The sequence below is a fragment of the Kitasatospora sp. NBC_01300 genome (assembly GCF_041435235.1).
GTDB lineage: Bacteria > Actinomycetota > Actinomycetes > Streptomycetales > Streptomycetaceae > Kitasatospora.
This window is the reverse complement of the sequence record NZ_CP108408.1, coordinates 7,187,413-7,211,612: the sequence shown is the minus strand read 5'-3', so window position 1 is coordinate 7,211,612 and position 24,200 is coordinate 7,187,413. Positions and strand designations below refer to the sequence as shown.

Here is a 24,200-nt window from a genome sequence, read left to right as displayed (position 1 = left end):
CCAGGGCGGCCCCCGACGGCCCTGGCGAGCGGCATCACCGGCGTCAGCCGTCCTCCCGGTTCACGGTCCCCCTGCGGCGGCGGGGGCTGACGCTCCCGAGGACGGCGAAGACCGTGTCCGAGAGGTTGGCCTCGGGTCCCTGTCCGCCCACGTTCTCGTTCGTCGTACCGGCACGCCGGGGCGTCCGCCCCCCGAACTGCGGGGACGGTTCGAAGACCGGCAGGGAGTCCGAACGCGGCGGCGCATTGTGCGGCAGCGAATCGGAGCGCGGCGGCGGGGGCCGGCGCGGCAGCGAGTCCGCACGCGGCGGCGCGTTGTGCGGCAGCGAGTCCGAACGCGGCGGCGGGAGCCGGCGCGGACCGGACGGCTGCCCGCCGGCCACACGACCCCCCTGCAGGTAAGCGTTTCGCAGCGCCTGTGAGCTGAGGGCCTCTCCGGGCCTTCCCACGGCAAGGGCGACCTCCAGCACTCGGCGCCTTTCCGCGGTCCCGACCGGGTGTTCCTCGGCCAAGCCGAGCACCCTGCGGACCAAGGGGTCGAAATCCGTGACACCGACCCGCTTCGGGCCGCCGAACTCCCGGTGCAGGACGTCGACGAGCCGACGGCCCGCCGTCAGGGCATCGATCGAGGGCACCCCCGACAGATCCGCCACGTCGCGGACGACATGGACCACATCCCTCATCAACACGGCGTCCTGCGCGGTCACGGTCGCTGCCCGGCCCTTGGTCGGGACCGTACCGGTCTTCCGCGCGAGTTCGACCAGTTGCTCGACCTCCAGACTGAGCCTCCCGGAAAGGCTGTCGTTCGCCGAGGTCCGCAAGGTCACCACCGAGTCGATGTCCTTGGGACCCCCGTCGCGGACCACCCGGTACGAGTCGGGGCGCAGGGCGACGTCCCGCACCACTCGGATGTGCTCCGGGCCGAGCCTCGGCTGCCCGGCCGGAACGTCCTGCCTCCGGTCGAGACTCGACCGGAGCTCCCGGTGGAAGGCCGTCATCAGCGCGTCCGCCCGGGCGTCGAGACCCTTCAGGGCCTGCTCCGAGTGCAGCTGGCTGACCACGGTGACACCGGGCATCGCCATGCCCTGCTCGGCGTGCCACAGGGCGATCTTCGCGACGTGGTCGGCGATGCCCACCACCCACTTCTCGGCGAACTCGTCCAGAGCGTCGGTGTTCTCGCGCACCGGGAAGTCCCGCGAGTCGTCGTGGTGGCCGCCCTTGACCACCACGGCCATCGGGTTGCTGAAGGCCCTCGACCCGTCCCGGACCGTGAAGAAGCTGTCCTCCGGACGCCGGCCGTGCATGGTGAAGAACCAGGCGTCCCCGGACTTGCCGTAGGCGGCTCCGGTGATGCCCACCATCGCGCGGGCGGCGGCGGCCAGGCCGGCCTTCTCCCTGGCCTTCCCGTCCTGGATGCCCGCATCGATCCTGGGGTCCGTGGAGGTGTTCGCCGACCTGGCCGCTTCCAGCAGTTCCAGATCCTTGCGCGCGTCCCTGATCTGCACCATGGCTTCGGCCAGCCTGAGTCGGCGGTCGTCGGGACTCTCCCCCGCCGAATTCGCGATGCGCTTCAACTCGGCGACCAGTCCCTCCAGGTGCCCACCGTGGTACTTCAGGCTCTCCTCCACGGCCTCCCGCATGAGGGCGCTGGTGGTGCTCCGCACGTTGGCGTTCTGGAGTGCGATCTGGGCGCTCCCGTCACGGCTCGCGACGACCACCGGCGCGAAGTGGTAGCCGTATCCGCCGTGCTCGATCCCGTGGGAAACGTCCCGCTCGTACGAGCGGATGCCGTTCACCCGGTCGGCCGGCAGTGACTGGATGGCGTAGCCCTCGCCGGGCCGGGCGTAGGCGTTCTCGTTGATGCCCAACCGGCGGGTGAGTTCCGCCAGACGCTCCGTGCCGTCTCCCTTCCGTGCCTCGGCCTGGATCCCGCCGTACTCCTCACCGGGTACCGGCCAGCTGTTGGCCTCGGTCTTCAGCTCGCGGGCGACCAGCGACCGCGCCCAGTCGAGTCGGGCTCCCTCGTTGTCGGTCTCCCGCTTCGCCACAGCGGCGATGCCTTCGGCCAGTCGCGCGATGCCGGAGATCTCCACGTTGTTCGACGTGTTGATCGGTGCCACGACCGTGCCGCCGGTTCCGCCCTGCTCCGGCGGGCGCTCGTCGTGGAGGACCAGGTGCGAGTGGTCACCACCGAGCACGTCCGCCGAGAAGTCCCGGCAGACGTCCTTCGGTTCGCCCCTGAACGAGGGGACGACCTTGTACAGACGGGCCGGGGTGCCCCCGTGGTCGAACTCGACGTAGGTGTCCGCGTGGAGGTTCAGGGTGACGTTGCTCCCGGCCAGCCCCAACACCCGGTTGCCGTGCTCCACCACCTCCGGGACGGCGTAGAACTCCCGGGAGATGGTCTCGTTCACCGCCGCGAGCGTGCCGTCGCCGGACACCAACAGCTCGGGCTTGCCCAGGTCACGAGGCTGCCGTACCGGCTGGTAGAGCGGGAACGAGGTGAGATCGCCCCGACCGCTCCCGACGGTCGCCGAGGCGCCCGGCCCGTAGATCCGCTTGACCTCGGCGGGGTCCCGCTCGGAGAAGGGTGCGTGGGCCAGGATTTCGGCGGGCGAGGGCTCCTGGAGGTTCAGGTGCGGGGAGACCAGGTCGTAGTCGTGGTCGGCGACCGTGCGCATCGGATGGCCCTGGACGACCGGCCGGGAGCCGAGTACCGCGCTGAGATCGGCCCCGCCGGGCGGGGCGAAGAGATCGATCACCCGTTCCCCGACCGGTTCCGACAGCTTGGACGACTCCGTCCCGAACGCGACGGCGTGCGGAATCGTGTCCGGGCCGGGCTGCGGCCCGTTCTCCGGCGTTCCCTCCGACGAGCCGCCGTGCTGCACCGCCTCCCCGGTGGTGAAGCCCGCCGGCGCGTCGACGTGGTTCGGCGGCACGCTCCCGTCCACCGGGAGATGCGCGCCGAGCAGAGTGACCGTGGGTTCGGTCGCGCCCGGCTCCAGGCGCAGGTGGACCCACTGACCACCGCTCCGGACCTGGGGGCGACCGTCCTTGTCGAAGACCACGCCGCCAGTCACCACGAGGTGTCCGGAGCCGGTGTCCTGCACCCGGTGGGGCCCGTCCGGCTTCGGCATGAACATCATCTGACCGTTCGGGGCGTACACCTCCAGGGCACCGTCGGGCTGCAGCAGGTCACGCGCCTGCCGCAACAGGTCGGCCGCGTAGGACGTCGTACCGCCCCGGCCGGTGGAGCAGGAGGCCAGCAGCAGCGGCTTCGTGCCGTCCCAGCCGGTGTTGCCCTCGCCCTCCACCAGGGCGTGCGCCAGGTCGCCCGCCGCAACGGGCTCGCCCCGCCACCGCGGGCGCCCGTCCGAGCCGCTGTGCATCGCGACCGTCCGGAACCGGTCGTCCCGGGGGAAACGGGAGAGCGTCCCGGACGTCAGCGCTCGCCCGCCCTCCCCGGCCGGACCCGGGAGCCAGGACACGTCCGACTCCTCGTCATGGACCAACCCGGCCCGGAGTTCGGCGATCCGGCCGCCGCCGGCGCTCTCCGGGTGCCCCGCGCCGTCGGGCAGGCGCAGCACGGCCGACTCGGCGTAACCGTTGAGCCACGAGCTGACCTCGCCCGGCGGGCCGTTGCGGACGATCACCGCCGCTGCCTCCGGCGGCAGGTCGACGACGAGTTCCCCGGCCGGCGAGACAGCCCGCGAGGTGACACGGTTGACGAGCCCGGAGAGGACGGGGTCGGCCGCCAGGTGGCGAAGCACTGCCGTCCACACGAGCTCGCGCTGCGGGTGCCGGTCGACCACCGGGGCCACCAGGGTCAGGTGCAGGTCGCCCTCGCGGTTGTGCAACTCGCGCACCAGCGTCTGCACCAGCCGCTGGGTCAGTGCCAGCGTGGTCTCCCGGGACGGCGCCTCGGTGGGCGCTGCACCGGGGGCGGGCCTGAGCCAGCTCGCCGCGCTGTTGGTCTCGCTGTGACCGACCACCGGCAGGCCGGCGAGGGTACCCACGCCGAGGCGCTGCGCCAAGGTCTCCAGAACCTGGGGCCCTGTGCGCAGCATCGTCGAGTACCTGCGGTTGGCGATCTGCCCCTCCGCCCGGTAGCCCTCCGGCCCGGCCAGCCGTGCCCAGGGTCCGTAGAGCTCGCGCTGGGTCCTGGTGTAGTTCTCCCTGATCACGTCCAGGAAGATCTCGGCGACCGGGTGCCCCTGGGGGATCACCATCAGGTCGTTGCCGACCTCCCCCGGACGCCCCATGGAGTGCAGGGCGTAGCCCGCCGAGGTGTGCAGGACCTGCTGCATCGCCCCGAAGTCCGTGATCCGGTTGTCCCCGTCGCAGTAGACACCGCCGAAGCGGCGCAGGATCTCCAAGCGGAGGATGTCGCTCGCCGCGGCGTAGCCGGGACCGATCTGCTTGGCGTGCTCGGTCCTGAACTCCTCGTGCAGGGACATCGGGTCCCCCGCGTGGAACACCTCGTCGATGCTGACGAGCGTCACGTTCTTCTCGTTGGCCCACGCGAGCATGTCGTGGACCGCGGCGAGATCCGCACGGCCCTCGGGGACCTCTCCGCCCCGCACCAGGTCGAAGGCGCTGCGCGGTACGTCCGTCCACAGCGTCACCATGGGGATCCGCTCGGCCTGCTCGGCGAGCACCGTTCGGAAGCCCGCCATCGAGCCCTCGTTGCGCAGCGGTCCGCCGAGCCAGACGGAGTGACGGATCCCCGGCAGCACCAACTGCTCGGGCAGCATCGGGTGCTCTCCCGGTGCCCACGCCCTTCGGGCCTCCATGGGCAGCGTGCGGGACCAGGTCGAGTCCTCCGTCGGATTCAGGCTCTGCATGTACTCCAGGGGCGGAGCGCCGACCCGCAGGTCCAGCAAGCCGAAGTAGTCGTACTGTTCGTCCCCGGCGAGGGTCGAGTGGTCGATCCCGACCATGAAGGACGGTGTGGCCTCGGGGGTACGGAGGCCGAACAGGTCAGGTCCGAGCAGGCTCGGGGCCCCGTCCGCAGGGGTGTCCGGCCGCCTGCTCGTGGCCAGGTCGCGGACGAGCTCCCCCGCGTCGGTGTACGGGCCGTTCCCCCCGTTGGCGGGTGCCGCCTCGGGTGCCGGTGCGTCTACCGGTGCGTCCGCCGGCGCGGCCTGCTGGCCGTCGTCGCCCTGGTGGGGGGCGGACGGCGGCGTGGGCAGGGTGTTGCTCGCCCCGCTCGGCCGGATCACCGCTGCGGCGCCCTCGCCCGTCGGGGTGTCCGGGCGCCCTTCGGCACCGGTCGGTACGACCGGGGTCACGGCGGGCCGGGCCGGATCGCCTCCGGGCTCGAAGGTGCGCCACTCCCCCTCCCCGTTCGCGGCGGAACGGTCGATGAAGAGCCAGGCGTCCTGCGGTCGGTCGTACGGCCTGGACGGGTCGGCCTGTTCGACGCCGACCGACTCGGTCGGCGCGTGCACCTTGAGGCCGATCTCCTCCGCCACGTCCTGGGCGAGGCTGGCCGAGTGGCAGCCGAGCAGGACGACCGAGGCCGGCCGGCCGTCGTCGGCCGCCTGCTTCAGCGCCTGGACACTGGGCCTGCGCCTGAGGAAGGCGCCCATCTCCGCGCCGCTGACCACCACGTGCGCCGGGTCGGGGCCGGCGGCTCCCGGGTCGGGCGCCACCTCCAGCGCGAAGCCGCGGTCGCTCGCGTGCCCCGCGAAGAAGTAGGCGTGGGCCGGGTCGTAGGGGTTGGGACGGTGCAGTCCCGATCCGGTCGGTTCGAACGTGTCCATCCGGTCCAGCTCCGGGTAGACCCCCTCGCGCAACGCCCAGTCCCGGTCGGTGAAGGAGGCCCGTCCGATGGTCTGCGGGCGGGCGGCCGAGGGGATCGTCCGGGTCCGGATCCGCTCGTCGGGGATGACCTGGCCGTCGACCGTGCGCACGCTCCCGCCGGCGGCGCCCAGTTCCGGGTCGGCTCCGCCCCTGGACGGGGGCTCCACCCGGATGATCGTTCCGCGCGGCTCGCTGTGGCCGTCCGCGCCGACGGCTGCGGCCTTGAGGCCGAACTCCCAACCGCCGTCGGGATGCGGAACCATGTCCATGTCCCCGGTGATCGCGTACACCGTGCGGTCCGTCCAGGTCGCGATCTGCCGGGGCATCTCCAACCCGCCCGCTCCGGCGCGCGGCATCAGCAGCACCACCGGGACGTCCTCGGGCAGGTCGGCCAGCACCGGGTCGTCCGCCACCATGGCCGCGAACCGGTCGCGCTCGACGAGGATCACCTTGCCGTGCTCGTCGGTCAGCCGGAGCGTGCCGTCGGCCGAGGCCGACAGCACGAAGTACGGTTCGGGACCGGCCGCCCAGGGGACGGCTGACCGGCCCAGGTCCTCCTGGACGTAGCCGGGCTCGTCCGGCTCGCGGTCCGCGTCCACCAGGGCGTGCCGGAAGTCGGGCAGGCCACCGTGGAAGGCGGTCAGTTCCGACTCCCCCTCGGCGTGCCCGGCGTCCAGGTCCAGGAAGTCCTCGGGCTCCAGGAAGGCACGTCCCATTACGCGCCCGCCGTCACCGAGCGGGCGGCTCTGCACCCGCAGGTCCGAGCCCAGCACCTTGTGCAGGTCCCGTCCTTCCGGTCCCGCCCCGGCGGAGAACGCCGGGACGCGACGGACCGGGGCCCGGCGGCTGACCACGGGGCCGCCGGCCGGTGTCGCGACCGGCCCGCCCGGCTGCTGGTCACCCACGTCCGCGTTCCGGGACGAAGGGCCCCCGGAGCGGCCCGGTTCGACGAGGCGCGAGCCGGTGACGGCCGGGCCGTTGTCGATCACCCGCCCGAAGGACACCGCATTGCGCGGCAGCCGCATGCCATCGACGCCGTTCTCCCCGGCCACGTGGAGACCGGCCGGCAGCTGCTCCTGCGGATCCGGTTGCGTCGGCGACAGGTACGGCCCGTGGTTCTGCACGGGGGGCGGGCTCTCCGCACCCTCCGCGGGGCTGAGGTGCCTGCCCCATCCACCGTCCATCAGGACCACCGTCTGTCCCTGCTCGTTCACGCCGATCCCGCTCGTGACGACCAGGTTCCCGGTACCGTCCTGGCCCGGGATGAACCACGCGACCCGGTTGGGTACCAGTGCCGACGTCCCCTTCGCCCGCTTCTTCAGCAGCCTCAGCACCTCGGGCACGTACGTCGCCTTCAGCGCCGACGCCAGGTTGCACGAGACGAACATCAGCTCGTCCGTCCCGTTCCAGTCCGGGTCCTGCGCGAGCAGTTCGGCCATCTCCTCCGGGCTGACCGGCCGACCCATCCAGGACGGCTGACCGTCCGCCCCCGTGTGCGCCGCCACCAGGTGGCGCCCCGGATGCGCCGGGAAGTTCCTGAGCGCCGCCCGCTGCTGGTCCCTGGCCTCCTGCGAGGCGGCCGGATCGTCGATCCACAGCCCGCGCGCCCGCGAACCGAGCTCGGTCAACGAGCTTGCCGTCACAGGGGGGTGCTCATGGACTGCCGATGCGGGGGCCCACTCCCCCAGGTGCTCGTCCGGGAACCGCCGGTCCGGCGCCACCTCGTTGCGGAGCTCGTCCTCCGTCAGCGGCGCGAGGGACCGGTAGCGGAAGTACGACTCGTCATAGGCGAGACCCTCGTCGTACAACCGGCATCCGGCCATGATCTCGTGGAAGGTGTGGTCGTCCGACTCCAGCATCCAGCCGAGCAGGGCCAGCCTCAGGAGCTCGTTGTCGACCGAGAAGTCCTTGATCCCCTGCTTCTCCGCCGCCTTGCGGATCGCCTCGGCGGCCTGGAGCAGCCCGTAGGCCGTGCCGGAGGTACCGGTGCTGGCCAGACCTCCGCTCAGGTGGGCGCCCTCGTGGAGCTCGGACTTCAGCTTGTAGTAGGCCGACTTGGCGCCCGGCTGCCAACCCAGCCGCCCGTCCTTGTCCACGGCGCTGTACCACTCGCCCCGGCTGAGCGGCGGTCGCACGTCGCGGGGGTTGAAGTCCGTTTCGAGCAGGCCTCGGGCCGCCCGCTCCGCGGCCTTCTGCTTGTTCGGGACCTCCTGCTCCAGCCGCCACTTCGGAAGCGCCTGGGCCAGGAGGTCCGCGTAGTCGCCCCTGATCTTGTCGATGACCGGCCCTGACCACCGGTTGAAGGGCTCCAGCGGTTCACCCGCGCCCTCGGCCGGCGGTTTGAGCAGGTCCTTGTAGCGCTCCTTGATCTCCGCGATCAGCGGCGTGACGACCGTCGGCTCGACGCGGTTGCGGTCCTTCCGTTCCGCCTCCAACGCCTCCGGCCGCGCGAGCTCCTTCTCACCGATGAGCCTGGCGAAGTGGTGGGAGGTGTAGCCGTTGTAGAGGAGGGCCATCCGTTCCCGGATGTTGCCCTGTTCGACGACCCGTTCCAGCATGTGCCGGTCGGTGCCCACCATGCCGGTCACGGTGGTGAACCTGGTCCCGAGACTGCCCTTGTCCTTCTTGTCGGTGAGCTCCCACGCCATCCGCACGAGCTTCTCGACCTCGTCCTGGACGCCCTTGTGCCCGAGCAGGTACGTGGCGAGCCGCCGCTCGAAGGCCTCGGCGTGGTCGAGGTAGCGCATGCGTTGGAGGTCGTCGGGCCAGGCGGGCGGAGCCTCCCGCAGGGCGTCGGACTCCGGCGTCGGGGTCGGGGTCGCCGTCGAGTCGGCTGCGGACAGCGCCTCGGCGTCCAGACGCTCGTCCGCCTTCTGCTGGTGCGAGGAGATCAGGTACCCCTCGAACTCGGGCACGAAGTCCTCGGTCGCGTAGTGGTTCCAGATCGTCGCTCCTTCCTTCACCTTCAGACCGGTGACCCTGAGGCCGCTCTCCTTCTCCCCGGGTGCCAGGCCTGCCTCGGGAACGCGGATGAGCCCGTCGAAGAATCGCGGGTGGAACTTGAACTGCGACCCGTCGGTGACGAAGTCGTACTCGGCCAGCGTCTTCGGTATGTCGCCGGCCGTCCAGTCCTTGTTCGACTTCGTGTCCACGTCCAAGCCCTTGGCCGGGCGGGTGAGTTGGAACTCCATGACCACCGGCAGACCCTTGAGCCCGTCGCTGTAGTTGGCCGCGTGACTGAAGTCGTCGCCCGTGTAGAGACCCGGCCCCAGTTGGGCCCAGCCCTTCTTGTTGTTGACCTTGCCGAACTCGCCGTCCAGCAGGTATCCGCGCACCGACATCGCGTCGGTCACCCGGAAGACCGTCGTGTCGGCCGGCAGGGTGACGACGACGATGCCCTTCTCACCTTCCCCGGATTTGATCCGCGAGTTCAACTCCCTCCGCACCCCGGTGGGAACGGTCTCCGTGACGGTCGCCGCCGCCGCTCTCCGCTCGTCCGGCAGCAGCCCCGAGAAGTGCGGGGTGAGCCCCCCCGGTCCGGGCACCCGGTGGATGTACACCATGGGGGCGCCCACGCCGCCGTCGCCGACGACGGTGTGGCCCGTCCCCTGGACGACGGTCAGGGAGATGCCGAGGGCACCGGCGATGATGATCGCCGCCTCGTCGTAGAACGGGGTGTTCCACAGGGACCGGTTCCGGAGCGCCAGGTCGTACACGTCGCTCATCGGCATCGACGCGATCTCGTCCCCGCGAATCGTCGACAACTCCCGGTCCCCCGCCGCCCGGTACACCTGCCAGGAGTCCGTGGCCGCCACCTCGGGGCGCTCGCTCCGACTGTTGACGGCCCGGCGAAGGTCCGCGCCGCCCTCCCCCTGGAACCACTCCGACGCCAGCCTCCTCAGCCCGTCGGCATCGAGCGCACCGTGCTGCCACCCGTCCAGCGTCCGCGCGCTGTCGAGGACGGCGTTCAGCAGGCAGTCGCCGTCGCCCGCCACTTCGAGGATTCGGTACAACCTGGTGCCGGTCCACACGTTGCGCGGGCGCGGGGTTGCCGCGCCGCCCGCCGGCTCCTCGTCGTCGGTGCCGAAGCGGATCGCGTCCGGGAGCGGATCCAGGCCGGTGGCCTCCGTGACCTCCTGGTAGTGCTCCGGGAGGGGCACGTGCTCGCGGCCCGTCGGCGGGAGGTAGGGGCCGAGCACGGGGTGGAGCGGATCCAGTGCGCCGTCCTCGGTCCGGAGGTACCGGATCCAGTCACCACCGGCCTCGATCACCGGACGGCCGTTGCCGTCGATGCCGACCTTCGCCGACACCATGAGGTGACCGGAGCCCGGAACCGGCGTGGTGCCGTCGGGGCCGAACGCCGGACCGAACCACACCGGCCGGTCGGGAGCCACCACGCTGGTGCCGAGCTTCTCCTTCACCAGCAGCTGCATGAGCTCCAGCATGTACGTCGAGTTCAGGCCGCGGACGAGGCCGCAGGCCACGAAGACCACCTCGTCCGTCCCGTTCCAGGAGTCGTTCCGACGCAGCCTGGCGAGCAGGTCCACCATCGCCGCCGGCGTGACGGGCTTCCCGTCGTACTGCGGCAGTCCGTCCGCTCCCGTGTCGACGACCAGCAGGAACCGCCCGGGGTCCTGGGGGAACCGGGCCAGCGCACGCTCCATCTCCACCCGGCGGGCCTTCGGCATCGCCGGATCGACGATCCAGTGGCCCCGCAGACCCGGAGCCAACTCACTGAGCGACCGGCTCAGGACGACGCCCTCGCCCGGCTGGTGCACCACCGGGGCGGTGCTCTGCGGAACGGTTGCCCCAGGCGCCTCGGGCACCTCAGGCGCCTTGGGCACCTCGGGCAGTTCCTCGGCCTGGTTCTTCTGCTGGTTCTCCGGCTCAGGCTGCTTGGACAGCTCCTCGGCCTGGCGCTCCGGCTCAGGCTGCTTGGGCTGTTCGGTGGGCTTCGGGGCAGCCGGCTTCAGCGGTCCGGCGGCGCCACCGAGCAGCTCGGCGGCGGGCTTCGGCTCCTCGGCCTTCGGCTCCTCGGCCTTCGGCTCCTCGGCCTTGGGCTCTTCGGCCTTCGGCTTGGGCTCTTCGGGCTTGGGCTCGGGCTTGGGCTCTTCGGCCTTCGGCTCGGGCTTGGGCTCGGGCTCGGGCTTGGGCTTCGGCTCCTCAGGCTTCGGCTCCTCGGACTTCGGTACCTCCTCCGTGTCCGGCGGAAGGTCGTACCGGTCGGACGGCCGACGGCCCGTGCGCCAGTTCTCCCTGGTGAAGTAGACGTCGCTCGGCCCGGTGTGCTCCTGCGTGACCGATCGCTTCGGAATGCCCACCACGACCGGGACGTTGCCGGCCACCACCTCCGGCCGCCACGACCACGGGCCGGAACGGTGCTGGAACGAGAAGGTGAACTTCACGTGTCCCTGGAAGCTCACCAGCGGCTCGGGGAACTTGGAGTTGGCCACGGCCCTTTCGGCGAGGGTGCGTTCACCGCCGGTGCGGCGGCCCGCGCCGCCGCCGAAGGTGATCCCGGCCATGATCTTGCCCTTGACCTTGGAGAACTCGACGCCGAGCTGGCCCATCAGCTGGGTCATCCGGGAGGACAGCGCCCGCTCGGTGAAGCGGGTCGCCAGTTCGGCGGACTGGGAGATCTCCGACTTCTTCTCCTCACGCCCCTGGCCGAGGCCGACCAGTTCGGCCTTGACCGTGACACTGACCCTGTCGAGGAAGCCCAGCCGAAGGGTCTTGGCCAACTCCCCTCCGGCCGTCAGCCCCGGAAGGGCGTCGATCAGGGTGCCCCGGTCGAACATCCGCTTGAGCTTGCGCATGGCGGCCGAGTTCTCGTTCAGCCGGAACTCGTTCCGGCCCAGGGTGGTGAGCAGGTTGCGCAGCGACCCGACATCGGGCAGGTCGACGACCATGTCCTCGGCGCGCAGGCCCTGCCAGACCTCCTTGGGCGGCACCGGGTGGGTGGTCTCGACGGTTTCGGGCTTCGGCCTGGTCGTCTCCTGCCCGGGGCGCGGGGCCCGGTAGGAGGCCTGCTCCCGGGTGGGGACCGGCTGCGTGTCGGAGGTCTCCAGCAGCACTTCGAAGCCCAGCTCGACGGGGACGGTGGCCTGACGGCGGCCCCGCCCGGGCGTCGGCGGCGCGACGGGCGCGCTCGGACCGGTGTTCTCCGCGTTGCCGTCCTTCGGAGCCCCCTCCTTCGAGGTCCCCTTCGCGCTCTCCTTCTCCCGCCAGGCACGGGCCGCGTCCTGGATCCGCTGACCCTGGCGAATGAGTTCGTCTTCGAACGGCTTGGGCAGCGGGGCGCCCTCGGGCAGCTTCTCGCTCTGCCGCCGGAGCGCCTCCTGGCGCAGCCGTTCGCCCCGCGCCTCCTGCGGGGCCACGCCGTGGACGGGCCGCGCCGACCCCTTGCGGCGCATCTCGACCTGGATCACCGCGCCGCCCTCGAACACGCTGCCGGCGACCTTGGTCTTGGTCGCCACACCGGTCCGGCCGACGCCGTCGTGCTCCGCGGTCCGCTCCTGGCCCCGGACGTGGCTCAGCGTGCCGCCGGCCACGATGGCGGCGGGCACCGCCCCGAGCGGGTCGGTGGTGCCCACCACCCGTCCGGTGAAGGTGTCGTCGGTGCCCCGGTTCTGGCCGGCCGTCCCGTCGGGGCCGCCGTGGGCGACGCCGCTGCTGCCGCCGGTCGCGAACTCGGTCTCGGCCGTGTCGGCGGTGTGCCGCATCTCCTGCACCCCGGCCCAGCGGAGCACCACCGTGCCGCCGGGCACCTTCACGAAGAGCTCCTGCCCGGCCATCAGCGCCCGCAGCCGGGACTGCAGCGCTCCCGGCAGCAGGGCCGGCTCCAGCACCCGCCGGACCCGCCCCCAGCTCGCGCCGTACACCTCCCGTCCACGGCGGTCGAGCTGGTCCAGCAACGAGGTGCGGACGACCTGGCCGGCGCCCGCCGGCTGGGCGCCGACGGGGGGCTTCGGCGTCCCGTCCTCCTGGCCGGACGCGTCGCCCTTGGGTTCCGGTGCCCAGACCCGCAGCACCACGTCGGAGCCGCTCAGCACGCCGGAGGAGACGATCCGCTCCGGCACCGAACGGAAGGTGCCGGGGGCCGGGGCGACGCCGGTCTTCGGGTCGATGGGCAGTTCACGGACGGGGAACACGAAGTCGGCCGCCGTGACGGCGGTCGTCCGGCCCGAGGCCTGGTCGAGCTTCTGCCGCTCGGACCGGCCGAGCAGCACCGTCGATCGCGTCGGCTTCGCCACGATCTCGACGTCGAAGCCCACGTCACCGGTGAACCGGGCCGCCCGCTCGACGGTCTTCTCCTTCTCGGACCGGCCGGTCACGACGTCCCGCGTCGAGCCCACCGTCTCCTGCACGGCGGACGACTGGCCGAGCGTCACCGCGACGTACGGGACCTTCGCGTCGAGCGACGCCGTCATACTGGTTCCGCTGCGCACGTCGCGAAGCGCCCCGGTGGACGACACCGTCTCGCCGCCGCGCTCGAACTCGCACTTCTCGATCAGCCCCTGGTAGTCCCGCATGGTCACCTTGGCCCGGGCGACCCGGACCTCGACGGTGATCCCCTGGTGCGACACCGAGACGCTCAGGCCGCCTCCGGTGGTGAGGGCCGACAGCCGGGGGCGCAGCGCCGTCTCGTCCAGGTGGGGGGCGAGGGCGGCCTCGACCCAGGCCCAGTGACGGCCGAACAGCGGCTTCAGCTTCGCGCCCACGGCGTCGAGGACGGCCCTCGCGTCGTTCAGTCCGAGGACGGGGTCGGACGGTCCGAGTTCGCCGGTCCGGGACACCCGGGACGGCGGCTGCACGGTGGGCGTCCGGTCCGGCGCGAGGCTCGGCCGGGGGGTCTTCGGGATAAGCGGGATGTTCTCGACTCCCGCCGCTCCCTCGCCCCCCTCGACGAACGGGGCCTCCTCAGCGTGCAGGGTCTCGTCGACGTGCTGGACCTTCGGGCGGTCGAACGCCAGGCGGGCCGGGGCGAGGCCCTCGCCCTCCGGGGTCCGGTGCGGTGCCGTCAGGGACTGCGGGACGGCCAACAAGGCCCGGACCAGGGCCCGTTCGGGCGCGGTCGCACCGTCCCCGCCGTTCTCGGCGACCTTGACGTCCAGTTCGACGGTGGCCAGGTAGACCACCATCTTCTCGGCGAACTTCGCGTTGGCGGTGCCGCTGACGGAGTCGGCCGCCCGGTCGCCGGTGCGCCACCGGGTGGTGCGGCCGGCTCCGCCGGTGGCCGCCATGGCGGTGCCGGGGGCCTTGAACTCGGGCCCGCCCTGGAGCTGGCCGCCCGCCGCGTGGAACGTGTTCTCCCGGAAGCCGCCGCCCGCCGCCCACTCGTTCACGAAGTTCAGCTCGGCGTCCTTCTCGAACTCCCGGACGTACTCCAGCTTCTGGACCTTCGCCCCGGCCAGCACCAGGGCGTCCCGCTCACCGGTCCTGACCAGCAGCGGCGAGCGGAGGTCGATGCCGTGGCTCATCCCGGTCAGCAGGGCCCCGAGCCGCTCGTGGCGGAAGGCCCCGCGCACCAGCGGGCCGAGCTCGCTCCAGTCCTGGGCGCCGAAGGTCCGGCGCCCGAGCGCCTCCAGAACCTCCCTGAGCGGCCGGACGGCCTCGGTGGTGCCGTGCCCCGGAGCGGACGGGACGACGTCGAGCACGACGGTGCCCGGCGGCAGCCCGTTCTTGCCCTTCGCCGGGTCTGATCCCCACAGCTCGGGCTTGGGCTCCCAGGCGGCGGAGCCGGGCTTCAGCTCCGGCGCCTGGAGCGGGCCGGGTTCGGCGTCGGGACGGTACGTGTTCTCGGCCGCGGGGGGTTGGCATTCCGCGGTCTCGACGAGCACCTTGAAGCTGAGCCGCGTGGTCGCCCGGCCCGCGACGACGGTTCCCTCCGCGTCCTGGTGCACCAGGCTGAGTTCGGCCGTGCCGTCGAAGATCGTGCCCTCGACCTTGGCCTTGAGGGCCGTTCCGGTCCGCTGGGAGCTCTGCCCGATGGTGTTCCGGTCGCTGCCGCGCTGTCCGTTCAGGCCCCCCGTACCGGTGCCACCGAGGAAGTCCTTTCCGCCGTCCGACTGCTTGGCCGAGGTGCCCAGCGCCAACGTCCGGGTCCTGGCGTCGGACGAGGTGACGGCACTGGTGACGTCGGAGCCGGTGTTGAACTCGCCCTTGTCGGTGTTGCGCAGGTGCGACAGCTCCAGCACCTTCGCCGACGCCAGGATGCTGCCCCGGCCTCCGGACAGCGGAATCTCCAGCAGCTCACCGGCCGTCATGGACCTCAGCTGGGTCTGCAGGCTGGGCAGGTCCAGCTGGGCGAGGATCTCGAGCCGCACCGAACTCCAGGCGTCGCCGAACCGCTGCCGCCCGAAGGCCTCCAGCCCGGAGGGCGCCGAGGCCGGTCCGAACAGCGCCGTGTCACCGGCGGTGGCGTCCCCGCGCCCGTACAGCGTGTCGACGTCCTTGACCACGTCCATCCCGCCCAGCCCCGCCGTCTGCAGCACACGGAGCGGCGGGGCGTGGCGGGTCGGCTCGGGCGACGACCCGGCGGGGGCGGCCTCGGAGGCCGGTGTGACGATCCGCACCGACAACGGGACCCGCAGCGGCTCCGGACGCTGCTGCGCGCCGGTCCGCCCGGTGTCCACCACCGGGGTCCGGGAGAACGGCGGCGTGAGCGTCCGCATGCCCGGGACGCCGGAGAAGTCGAGGTCCAACCGGACCGTCCCGTCCACCCACAGCACCGGCTCGGCGGTCTTCCTCCGGTGGGTCATCCGGCCGGTCGCGGCGACCGTCTCCGCCTTGCTCCGGTCGACCGTCCCGCTCACCGGCCCGGACAAGCCGGTGTTCGACGCCGGCTTGCCGCTCACCACCAGACCCCCGGCCCACCGGGACCGGCTCTCACGCAGGGTGCCCGCTCCGGCGGACGAGTCGCCGCCGTCCTCGAACTCGAACTTCTCCGTCTGATGCTTGGTGACGGGCTTCTCCAGCGTGGCACTGACCCGCAGCGTCCCGGTGCCGCCACCCAGGTCCAGGGGCACCAGCAGATCGTCGCCCCGGGTCATCCGCGACAGGTTCGGCTTCAGTATCCCGACGTCGAGCTGCTCGGCGAGCCGCTGCCGGATCTCCTCCCGCCGGCTCGCCGAGACACTTGCGGGCAGCTGCCCGAGCACGGCCGCCACGACCTGGTCGTCCGCCCCCTCGACCTTCATCACCCGGTCGCCCGCACCGATCCGGCCCTGCTGCGTCATCCGGCTCGGCGGGGCAAGCAGGGGCGGCGCCTTGGGCTTCTCCTGCTCCTTGGGCTGTTCCTGTTCCTTGGGCGGCTCCTGCTGCCCCTTGGGCTGTTCCTGCTCCGGCTCCTTCGGCAGGTCTTGCTCCTTGGGCAGCTCCTGCTGCTGCTCCTTCGGCAGATCCTCCTGCTTCGGCTGCTCCTGCTCCGGCTCCTTCGGCAGATCCTCCTGCTTCGGCTGCTCCTGCTCCGGCTCCCTCGGCAGATCCTCCTGCTTCGGCTGCTCCTGCTCCGGCGTGGGCGTCGGCTCAGGCACCTTCAGCGGCGGCGGAGTGGGCTTGGTCTGCGACTCGGTGGCCGCAGGCGCGTCGGCCGGGTGCTGCGTGGTGGGCCGAGGCATCGTCGGCCGCATCGCGCTGTAGTGAGTGACCCGGATGTCCTCCTCGTTCGAGCGGAGGATGTGGACGATCCGCCCCGACCCCTCGTTCATCAGGCGGGGCACGGGGTTCTGGTCGTGCACCCTCAGCTGGATGCCGAAGGCGTGGGCGGCCACCACCGCGATCTCGTCGTAGAACGGGGTGCTCCACAGCACGCGGTTGCGCACCGCCATGTCCACGAAATCGCTGAGCGGCCGATCGGTCAGGTCGGACAGCGTCAGGTGCCGGGGATCGTTGTCCCCCGGCTGCACCCACACCCGCTCCCGGAGCGCCGGGATCCGTTCCAGCAGTCGGGCCCAGGCCGTCTCCTGCTGCGGCCCGTCCGCACCCAGCACCATGAGGAGCTGTTCGAGCACGTCCTCCCTGGTGAGCCCCAGGCCCTCCGCACCGGCGATCGCTTCCAACTGCTGATGAGTGAGGTCGTGATCGGAGAGCAGGAACCGAAGGGGACTCATCCCGAGGGAGTCGAGGGCCTCCCGCTGCGTGGCGCCCTCCGCCCCCCGGAACCACTGCGAGACGGCCGTGCGCGCGCCCCTGACGTCCAGGTGCCCGTGGTCCCAGGAATCCAGTTGCCGGGGCGCGCTGGCCAGGATCGAGGTGAACAGGCAGTTGCCGTCGCCCGGGACCCGCAGGACGTCGAACCGCGACCCGTCGCCCGTCGACCTCTGCCCCGCCACCGGCCAGTCCCGCGTGGCAGGCGTCGGCGGGGCCGCCGGCAGGACGTCGCCCTGCCCGGTCTCGCCGAACGTGCCGTCGTACCGGGATCCCCTCTTGCCCTTCTTGTCCGACTTCTCCGCGCTCTCCACGACCACGGGCCGGTGTGAACCCTGCTCGGTGTCCGGGTCCTCCGTGCCCGGCTCGAACCTGACCCAGCGTCCCCGCGTGCCGTGTTCGTCGCTGAGGATGCCGAGCGGGGCGACGTCCTGCCCGATGCTCAGGCTGATCGTGGTCGTGGACGCCCACACGACGCGCCCGGTGGCGTTGGCGAGTTCCTGCGCCACCACCTTCCCGTTGTCACCGCGGGCGCCCGCCTGACAGGCGAGCAAGACGATCTGGGTGCCGGGCGGCATGCGCCGGAAGCTGGGCCGTCGGCGGACGACCTTGCCGAGCCCCTCACCGGAGACGTGGACCTGCTTCTTCCCGGAGGGCTGCTCCGACAGGGTGGTCAGTGCCGCCGCGAGGTGCGTGGCGTGCGTCATGACCGTGTAGAGGGGATCCGAGACATTCCAGGGGACGAGCCCGATCGTGCTCAGGTCGGGGTTGTCCGACTCGGCGGCGGGCCTGGCCTCCTTCCGGTCGAAGTAGTCGGACGGCAGGTACTCGAAGTGCGGGCTGGTCGGATCGAACCCGTCCCGCACCGCCTCCCATTTCCGGGTGAGGGAGCTGTCCCGGTAGAAGCGGCCGCCCGACTGCCGACCGAACGGGAACAGGATGGGCTGGCTGTCGAGGTCCGACTCGTCGACCACGTCCGGCGAGTTCGAGTCGACCATGCGGCCGTTGTCCGAGCGGACGCCCTTGGTCGGGATGGAGCTGTCCTCGTCGTTCTCCGGCAGGGCCGGGTCCGGCGGAACCTCCTTGATCCAGAAGCCCCGCTCGGCCTTCGTGTGCTTCCTGTCCTTCAGTTCGGACCGCAGTTTGGCCTTCACCTTGACGAGGCCGTCGGTCAGCGACGTCCCCACGGAGTTGGTCCACACCGTGCGGCCGGTGGCCTTGGCCACCGCCCGCGGGAAGTCCAGCTCCGTGCCCAGCGCGCCCGGCCCGACCAGTACCAGCGGGGTCTCGGGAGTGAGGACGTCGTGCGGCAGGTCGGCCGCGACGCCCTTGGCGAGCGCTTCGGGGTCGAGCTCGTCCAGCTTGTTGGGGATCAGCACCAGGAACGGCTCGTGCCCGGTGACCTCGGTCAGGCTGTAGTGCTTGTTCTTCTTCTCCTGCGTGTCGTCGCCCGGCTGGTCGCCGGGCCGCTGCACGGGCTCGGGGGCGCCGTTGGACGGCTTCCCGGGCTCAGACCAGTGATAGACGGTCCGTACGTCCTCGGCCGCCACCGGCTCGGTCTCCGGCCAGCGCCCTCCCCGCACCGCGATGCCGACCGTGGCGCCGCCGGACGTGGTCAGGGGGCGGGTCTGGTAACGGGTCTTGCGCTTCTCCGGTGCCTGCTGCTCGGGGGCGGTCCCGGCGGGGACCGGGACGGTCTTCTCCCCCGGCGCCGGGTCGACCGGGTCAGCGACCGGGGCGGGCTCCTTCGTCGGCACATGCGGCGACAGCACGTTCCGCAGGGCGGCGCGCAGGGCGGCCCCGCGCAGGGCCGGGTCACTCTGCGCGGTCGCGTCCACCAGCGCCCGCAGGTGCTCCGGCAGCGGGCGCTGCCGGTCGGGCAGCCCGTTCAGTTCGTGGGCCATGCCGGCCAGCCAGCCACCGGTCAGGGAGGGCACCCGCATCCGGTACTCGTCGCGTGCGAGGTTCTCCAGGCGGCGCAGCGCACGGACCTTGTCGAAGTCGCGGGTGATCCCGCCGGGGGAATCGTCCCGGTGGTAGAGGTCATCGTGGATCTTCAGCAGCGCCCCGGCGGCCAACCGCTCCTTCGAGGACGGTGCGGACGACGAGGACTCCTCGCCGGACGGGACCGTCGTCGAAGCGTCCAGGTCCTTGGCGAGTTCCCTGACGGTGTGGTCCAGTGCGTCGCGGTCGACGGTGCCGCCCGTGCCATCGATGCCACTGGTGACGACCACCTCCGGTGCCGCCGGGGCAGCGGTCTTCTTCGCGGCCTTCTTGGGCGCGAGGCTCGCGTCGTCCTCGCCGAAGCGGTTCCGGGAGGACGCCGGCTCGGTGTCCTCCACCTTGGTGACGTGCTCGCGTTCCCCCTGCGTGCCCGGGAACTCGGGCATCGGGCCGTAGCGCTGCAACGACTGGACGTTGACGCCCAGTTCGGACGCCAGCCGGTACCAGGGGGCGGCCACGCCGTTGGAGCGGTGTTCGGCGAGCAGCTTCCGCGCCTCGGCCAGGGTCACGTCACCGCGCGTACCACCACTGCCACCCGACTTGTCCCTCATGTCGGCCAACTGCCGTTGCCATGCGGCCTCCTCGGCTGCCTCCCGGCGCGTCTGCCGCTCGACCTCGCGCTGTTGCTCGCGGACCTCCTCCTCAGCCCGCAGTCGCTGCCGCTCGGTCTCCCGCTGCTGCTCGCGGGCCTCCTCCTCGGCGCGCAGACGCTCCCGCTCCTTGAGGGCCTTCCGGTCAGCCTCGGCGCGGACGTCCGCGTCGGCCGCCCGCTGCTTCCGGCGCTCGGCCAGCTTCGCCTCCGCCTCCGCGGCCTCCCGTTCGCGCCGCTCGGCCTCCTGCTTGAAGACCGGATCGTTCTTCTGTTCCTCCCGACGCTGCTCGGCGGCGTCGCGGCGCTGGTCCCGCTGGCCCGACTCGGTGATCCGCCCGTCGCGGGTGGCGTCCTCGCCGCCCAGCTTCTCCCCCTTGCCGGAGAACTTCTCCGCCGGGGGCTTGCCCTCCGACCCCGTCGTGCCGGAACCGGTCAGGTCGCCGAGCCCGTGGATCCCGGACTTCGGAGCCGGGTGCTGCTGCTCGCCGCCGTCCGATCCCTGGGTCCCCTCGTCCTTCGGCGGCGCCGCCGGCGGGTGCTCCTCCTGCGGGCCCGCCACGGTCTCGTCCGTCAGCAGGTGCCCCTGACCGGAGAACTTCTCCGCCGGAGCCTTACCCTCCGGACCCTTCGCGTCACCGAGCCCGTGAACGCCCGCCTTCCGGACCGGAGGCACCGTCCCAGCGCCACCGCCCGAACCCTCAACCACCCCGTCCTTCGCCGGAACCGGCGGCGGACCAGCAGCCGTCCGCCCCTGACCGGGGAACTTCTCCGCCGGAGCCTTGACCTCCGGAGCCTTCGCATCACCGAGCCCGTGAACGCCCGTCCTCCGAGCCGGAGGCACCGTCCCAGCGCCACCGCCCGAACCCTCAACCACCCCGTCCTTCGCCGGAACCGGCGGCGGACCAGCAGCCGTCCGCCCCTGACCGGGGAACTTCTCCGCCGGAGCCTTGCCCTTACCCGAATCCTTCAGGTCATCGAACCCGTGAACCCCGGACCTCCGGTCCGGGCGCAGCTGCTCGCCACCATCCGAACCCTCCGCCCCGTCCTTCGGCGGCACCGGCGGAGCATCATCCGTCAGCAAGTGCCCCTCGCCGGGGAACTTCTCCGCCGGAGCCTTGCCGTTACCCGAATCCTTCAGGTCGCCGAGCCCGTGAACCCCGGACTTCCGATCCGGAGACTGCTGCTCACCACCTCCCGGCCCCTCGGAGTCGGCGGGGGCCGGCTCCACCTGGGTCTGGCTGCCCTCGGACGGTCCTCGGCCCTGCACTCCGCTACCGGCAGGGCCGGGCCCGCCCTCGGGCCGCCCGTCCGAGCCCGAATTCGGCGAGGCTGCACCGGAGCCGTCGCTCTCCTTCTTGGCGTTCAGATCGTCGATCGTGCGGAATTTGAGCTCCCGTGTCGAACGCGGCCTCTTGGCGTCGGCCAGAGCCTTGGCCTCCTCACGATCCGTGAAGGACGGATCCGCCAGCGCCTTCGCCTTGCGATCCGCCTCGCCCTGCTCACGCTGCTGCCGGTGCAGCTCGGCCTGCGTCAAGTACACGGGATCGGGCAGCGGCTCCTTCTCACCGTCGCCACCAGGCTCCTTGGGCGCCTCCTCATCCACCTTCGGCGGACCAGAGGCCTCCTTCGCCTTACGAGCAGCCTCGGCAGCCTCAGCGGCCGCCGCACGATCCTTCTCACCCTGCTCACGCAGCTGTCGGAACGCCTCAGCCTGCGACGAGTACCCGGGATCGGGCAGCGGCTCCTTCTCGCCCTCACCCGGCTTCTTGACCCCGTCACCGTCCGCCTGCGACGTACCCGGCCCTTCCTTCGCCTGACGAGCCTTCTCGGCCTGCGCACGCAGCTCCCGCTGCACCTCACCCTGCGCACGCAGATCCCGGTGAATCTCACCCTGCGCCGTGTACATCGGGTCAGGCAGCGGCTCCTTCTCACCGTCGCCACCAGGCTTCTTGGCCCCGTCACCGTCCGCCTGCGACGTACCCGGCCCCTCCTTCGCCTGACGAGCCTTCTCAGCCTGCGCACGCAGCTCCCGCTGCACCTCACCCTGCGCACGCAGATCCCGGTGAATCTCACCCTGCGCCGTGTACATCGGGTCAGGCAGCGGCTCCTTCTCACCGTCGCCACCAGGCTCCTTGGGCGCCTCCTCATCCGCCTGCGGCGGACCAGAGGCCTCCTTCGCCTTACGGGCCGCCTCAGCAGCCGCCGCACGATCCCTCTCGCCCTGAAGGCGTTGTTCCCGGAGGTGTTCGCGCTGGAGCTCGTACTCGGACTTGGGGGTGTCCTTGCGCGGGCCGTTCGGGTCGGGGTCCTTGCTGTCTTTCGGGCCGCCCTCGGTCTTGGGCAGCTGCCCGTCGCCCTCCTTGGACGGCTTGGGGTCGGGCTTGGGGTCGGGCTTGTGGTCAGGGTTCGGGTCCGGCTTGGGGTCCTTCGTGTGGTCGGGCTTGTGGTCGGGGTTCGGAGGGTCGGGCGTGTGGTCCGGCTTGGGGTCGGGCTTGGGGTCGGGCTTGGGATCCGGCTTCAGGTCCGGCTTGGGGTCGGACTTGGGATCCGGCTTCGGGTCCGGCTTGGGATCCGGCTTAGGTGCAGGCCGCGGATCCGGCTTCGGGTCGCCACCACCCGCCGTCGCCGTGTTGCCACCCGTCTGCTTGCTCTGGTCGCCCCCGGACTCGGTGGGGCGGCGGGTGGCGGGGTCCGGGGTCGGTCGACCACCGTTGCCGGTCTGCGAGCCGGGCTTGGGGGCCTTGTCCCCGTCCGGCGTCTCCGCGCCGACCGGCGGCTTCGAGCCCGTCGGCTTGCCGCTCTCGGAGCCGTCCGTCTTCGACCCGCCCTCGGTGCTGGGCCCGCCGTCGGTGCGGTGCGAGCCGGACGGCGGGGTGAGCGAGGTGGTGCGGCCGCCGCCCTCGATGTTGGTCAGGTGCGGGCCGCCCTCGGTCGGGGCGGGGAGGCGCTCGCCGAGCCTGGGCACCGGGAACGGCACGGCGTGGCCGGACAGGTTGGTGGCCACGGACAGCAGGGTGAGGGGGTGGAGCGGGTGGAAGTACTTGCTGCCGTCGTGCGGGATGTCGGCGTGCTGGAGGTCCCGGACGAAGTTGACGTACTTGGTCATCAGGGGCGAGGTGAGGCCGTGGAGCAGGTGGCGCGCGCCGCCCATGAGGAAGCCGCTGAGGAAGCTCGCACCGCTCGCCGAGAACTCGTGGTTCGGTTCGAAGATCAGGTTGTAGAAGCCCTCGGTCAGGTACTGGTTGAGGCCGTTCTTGACCTGCTCGCCGAGCGCGTGGCCGAGCACGAACATCGTGTTCATCTTGCCGACGCGGCCGGCGAGTTCGGGAAGCTTCTCGGCCAGGAGCTTGAGTTCTCCGCTGGCGACCTTGGAGTTGTTCGCGATCTCGCGCAGGGCGACGGCCAGGCCCGCGCGGGACTCCGCCGACTTGGCCCACTTCTGGGCGAACTCCTTGCCGAACGCCGTTCCCAGCTCGCGGGCGAGGTCCTTGCCGAGGGCGGTGCCGAGGTGCTTCTCGAAGGACTTCGCCATGTTCTCGGCGAACTGGGCCCCGGCCTTGGCTCCGGTCTTGCCGCCGGCCGCGAAGCCCTTGGAGAGGAAGGCGGAGTTCTCCCGCAGGATCTTTTCGAGGCTGTTGGCGAACTCGTTCGCCGTCTTGTCTCCGATCGCCCGGCCGGCGCCGGACCCGACCTCCTTGGCTCCGGCCTTCCCGGCGCCCTTGGCCCCGGCGTTGGCTATTTCCTTGGTGGTGAGGTTCTTCACTTCGCCGGCGCCGAGGGCCGCGAGCTCCTTGATCCCGAGCTTCTCCAGGTCCTTGGCCCCGCCCTTGGCGAGCCCGGCGGCCAGGCTCTTCAGCGAGGCGCTCAGTTCGTTCGAGACGAAGAGCTTGCCGAACATCTTGCCGAAGAGCTTGCCCAGGCCCATGCCCAGCAGGTGCAGCGGGCCGGCGATGACGCCGCTGATCGCGCCGAAGATCGCGGCCTGCTTGGTCAGGTCCTTGTCCCACTCGTGCCGGTTGCCCTGCCCGAACTGGATGCCCTGGAGGATCGCGTCCAGCGCCAGGCCGCCCACCACACCGAAGAAGGTGTGCATCAGGATCACCTGGAAGAGCTTCTTCAACAGGTTGATGATGATCGTCTTGACGACCTGTTTGGCGGGCTCGACCACGAGGAGCGAGGCTCCGCCGGTGAACGGGGACCAGAAGATGGCCAGTGCGATCTCGATCAGCAGCTGGACGATCTGACCGATGATCATCCACTTCGTGTACTCGACGGTGTTCGCGACCTTTCCCGCGAACTCGGCGAGATTGGTGCAGAGTTCGCCCGCGACGCTGACGTAGTCGGTGGCCCCCTCCTTGTCGTCCGCGCCGATGAACCGCTTCATCTCGCCCCTGAAGGCGTCGGCGGCCTCCCCCGCGTACTTCTCCGGCGTGCAGGCCGCCACGAGCTGAATGATGTATTCCTTCAGCTTCGGCAGGTCCTTGGCCAGCTCGAGGTAGTCGTCCCGGACGTCCCGCAGCAGGCCCTCGTCGGACTGCGGCCAGGGCATGCCGGTGAGGACGTGGAAGAACGCGGCGACACCCGGGGACACCTGGATGGACGAGTGGGACATGGCGCAGGGCCTCCGGGTGCGGAGCTGTCGGGGAGAGGTG

1 protein-coding gene is annotated in these 24,200 nt (G+C 71.6%); it reads right to left on the bottom strand.

Features of this window, described 5'->3' with window-relative positions; all coding sequences use genetic code 11:
• Nucleotides 1-43: 43 nt before the first annotated feature.
• Entirely contained in the window at nt 44-24,160 is a 24,117-nt protein-coding gene (locus OG556_RS31120; protein WP_371521986.1) for a hypothetical protein, read from the bottom strand.
• Nucleotides 24,161-24,200: the final 40 nt, after the last annotated feature.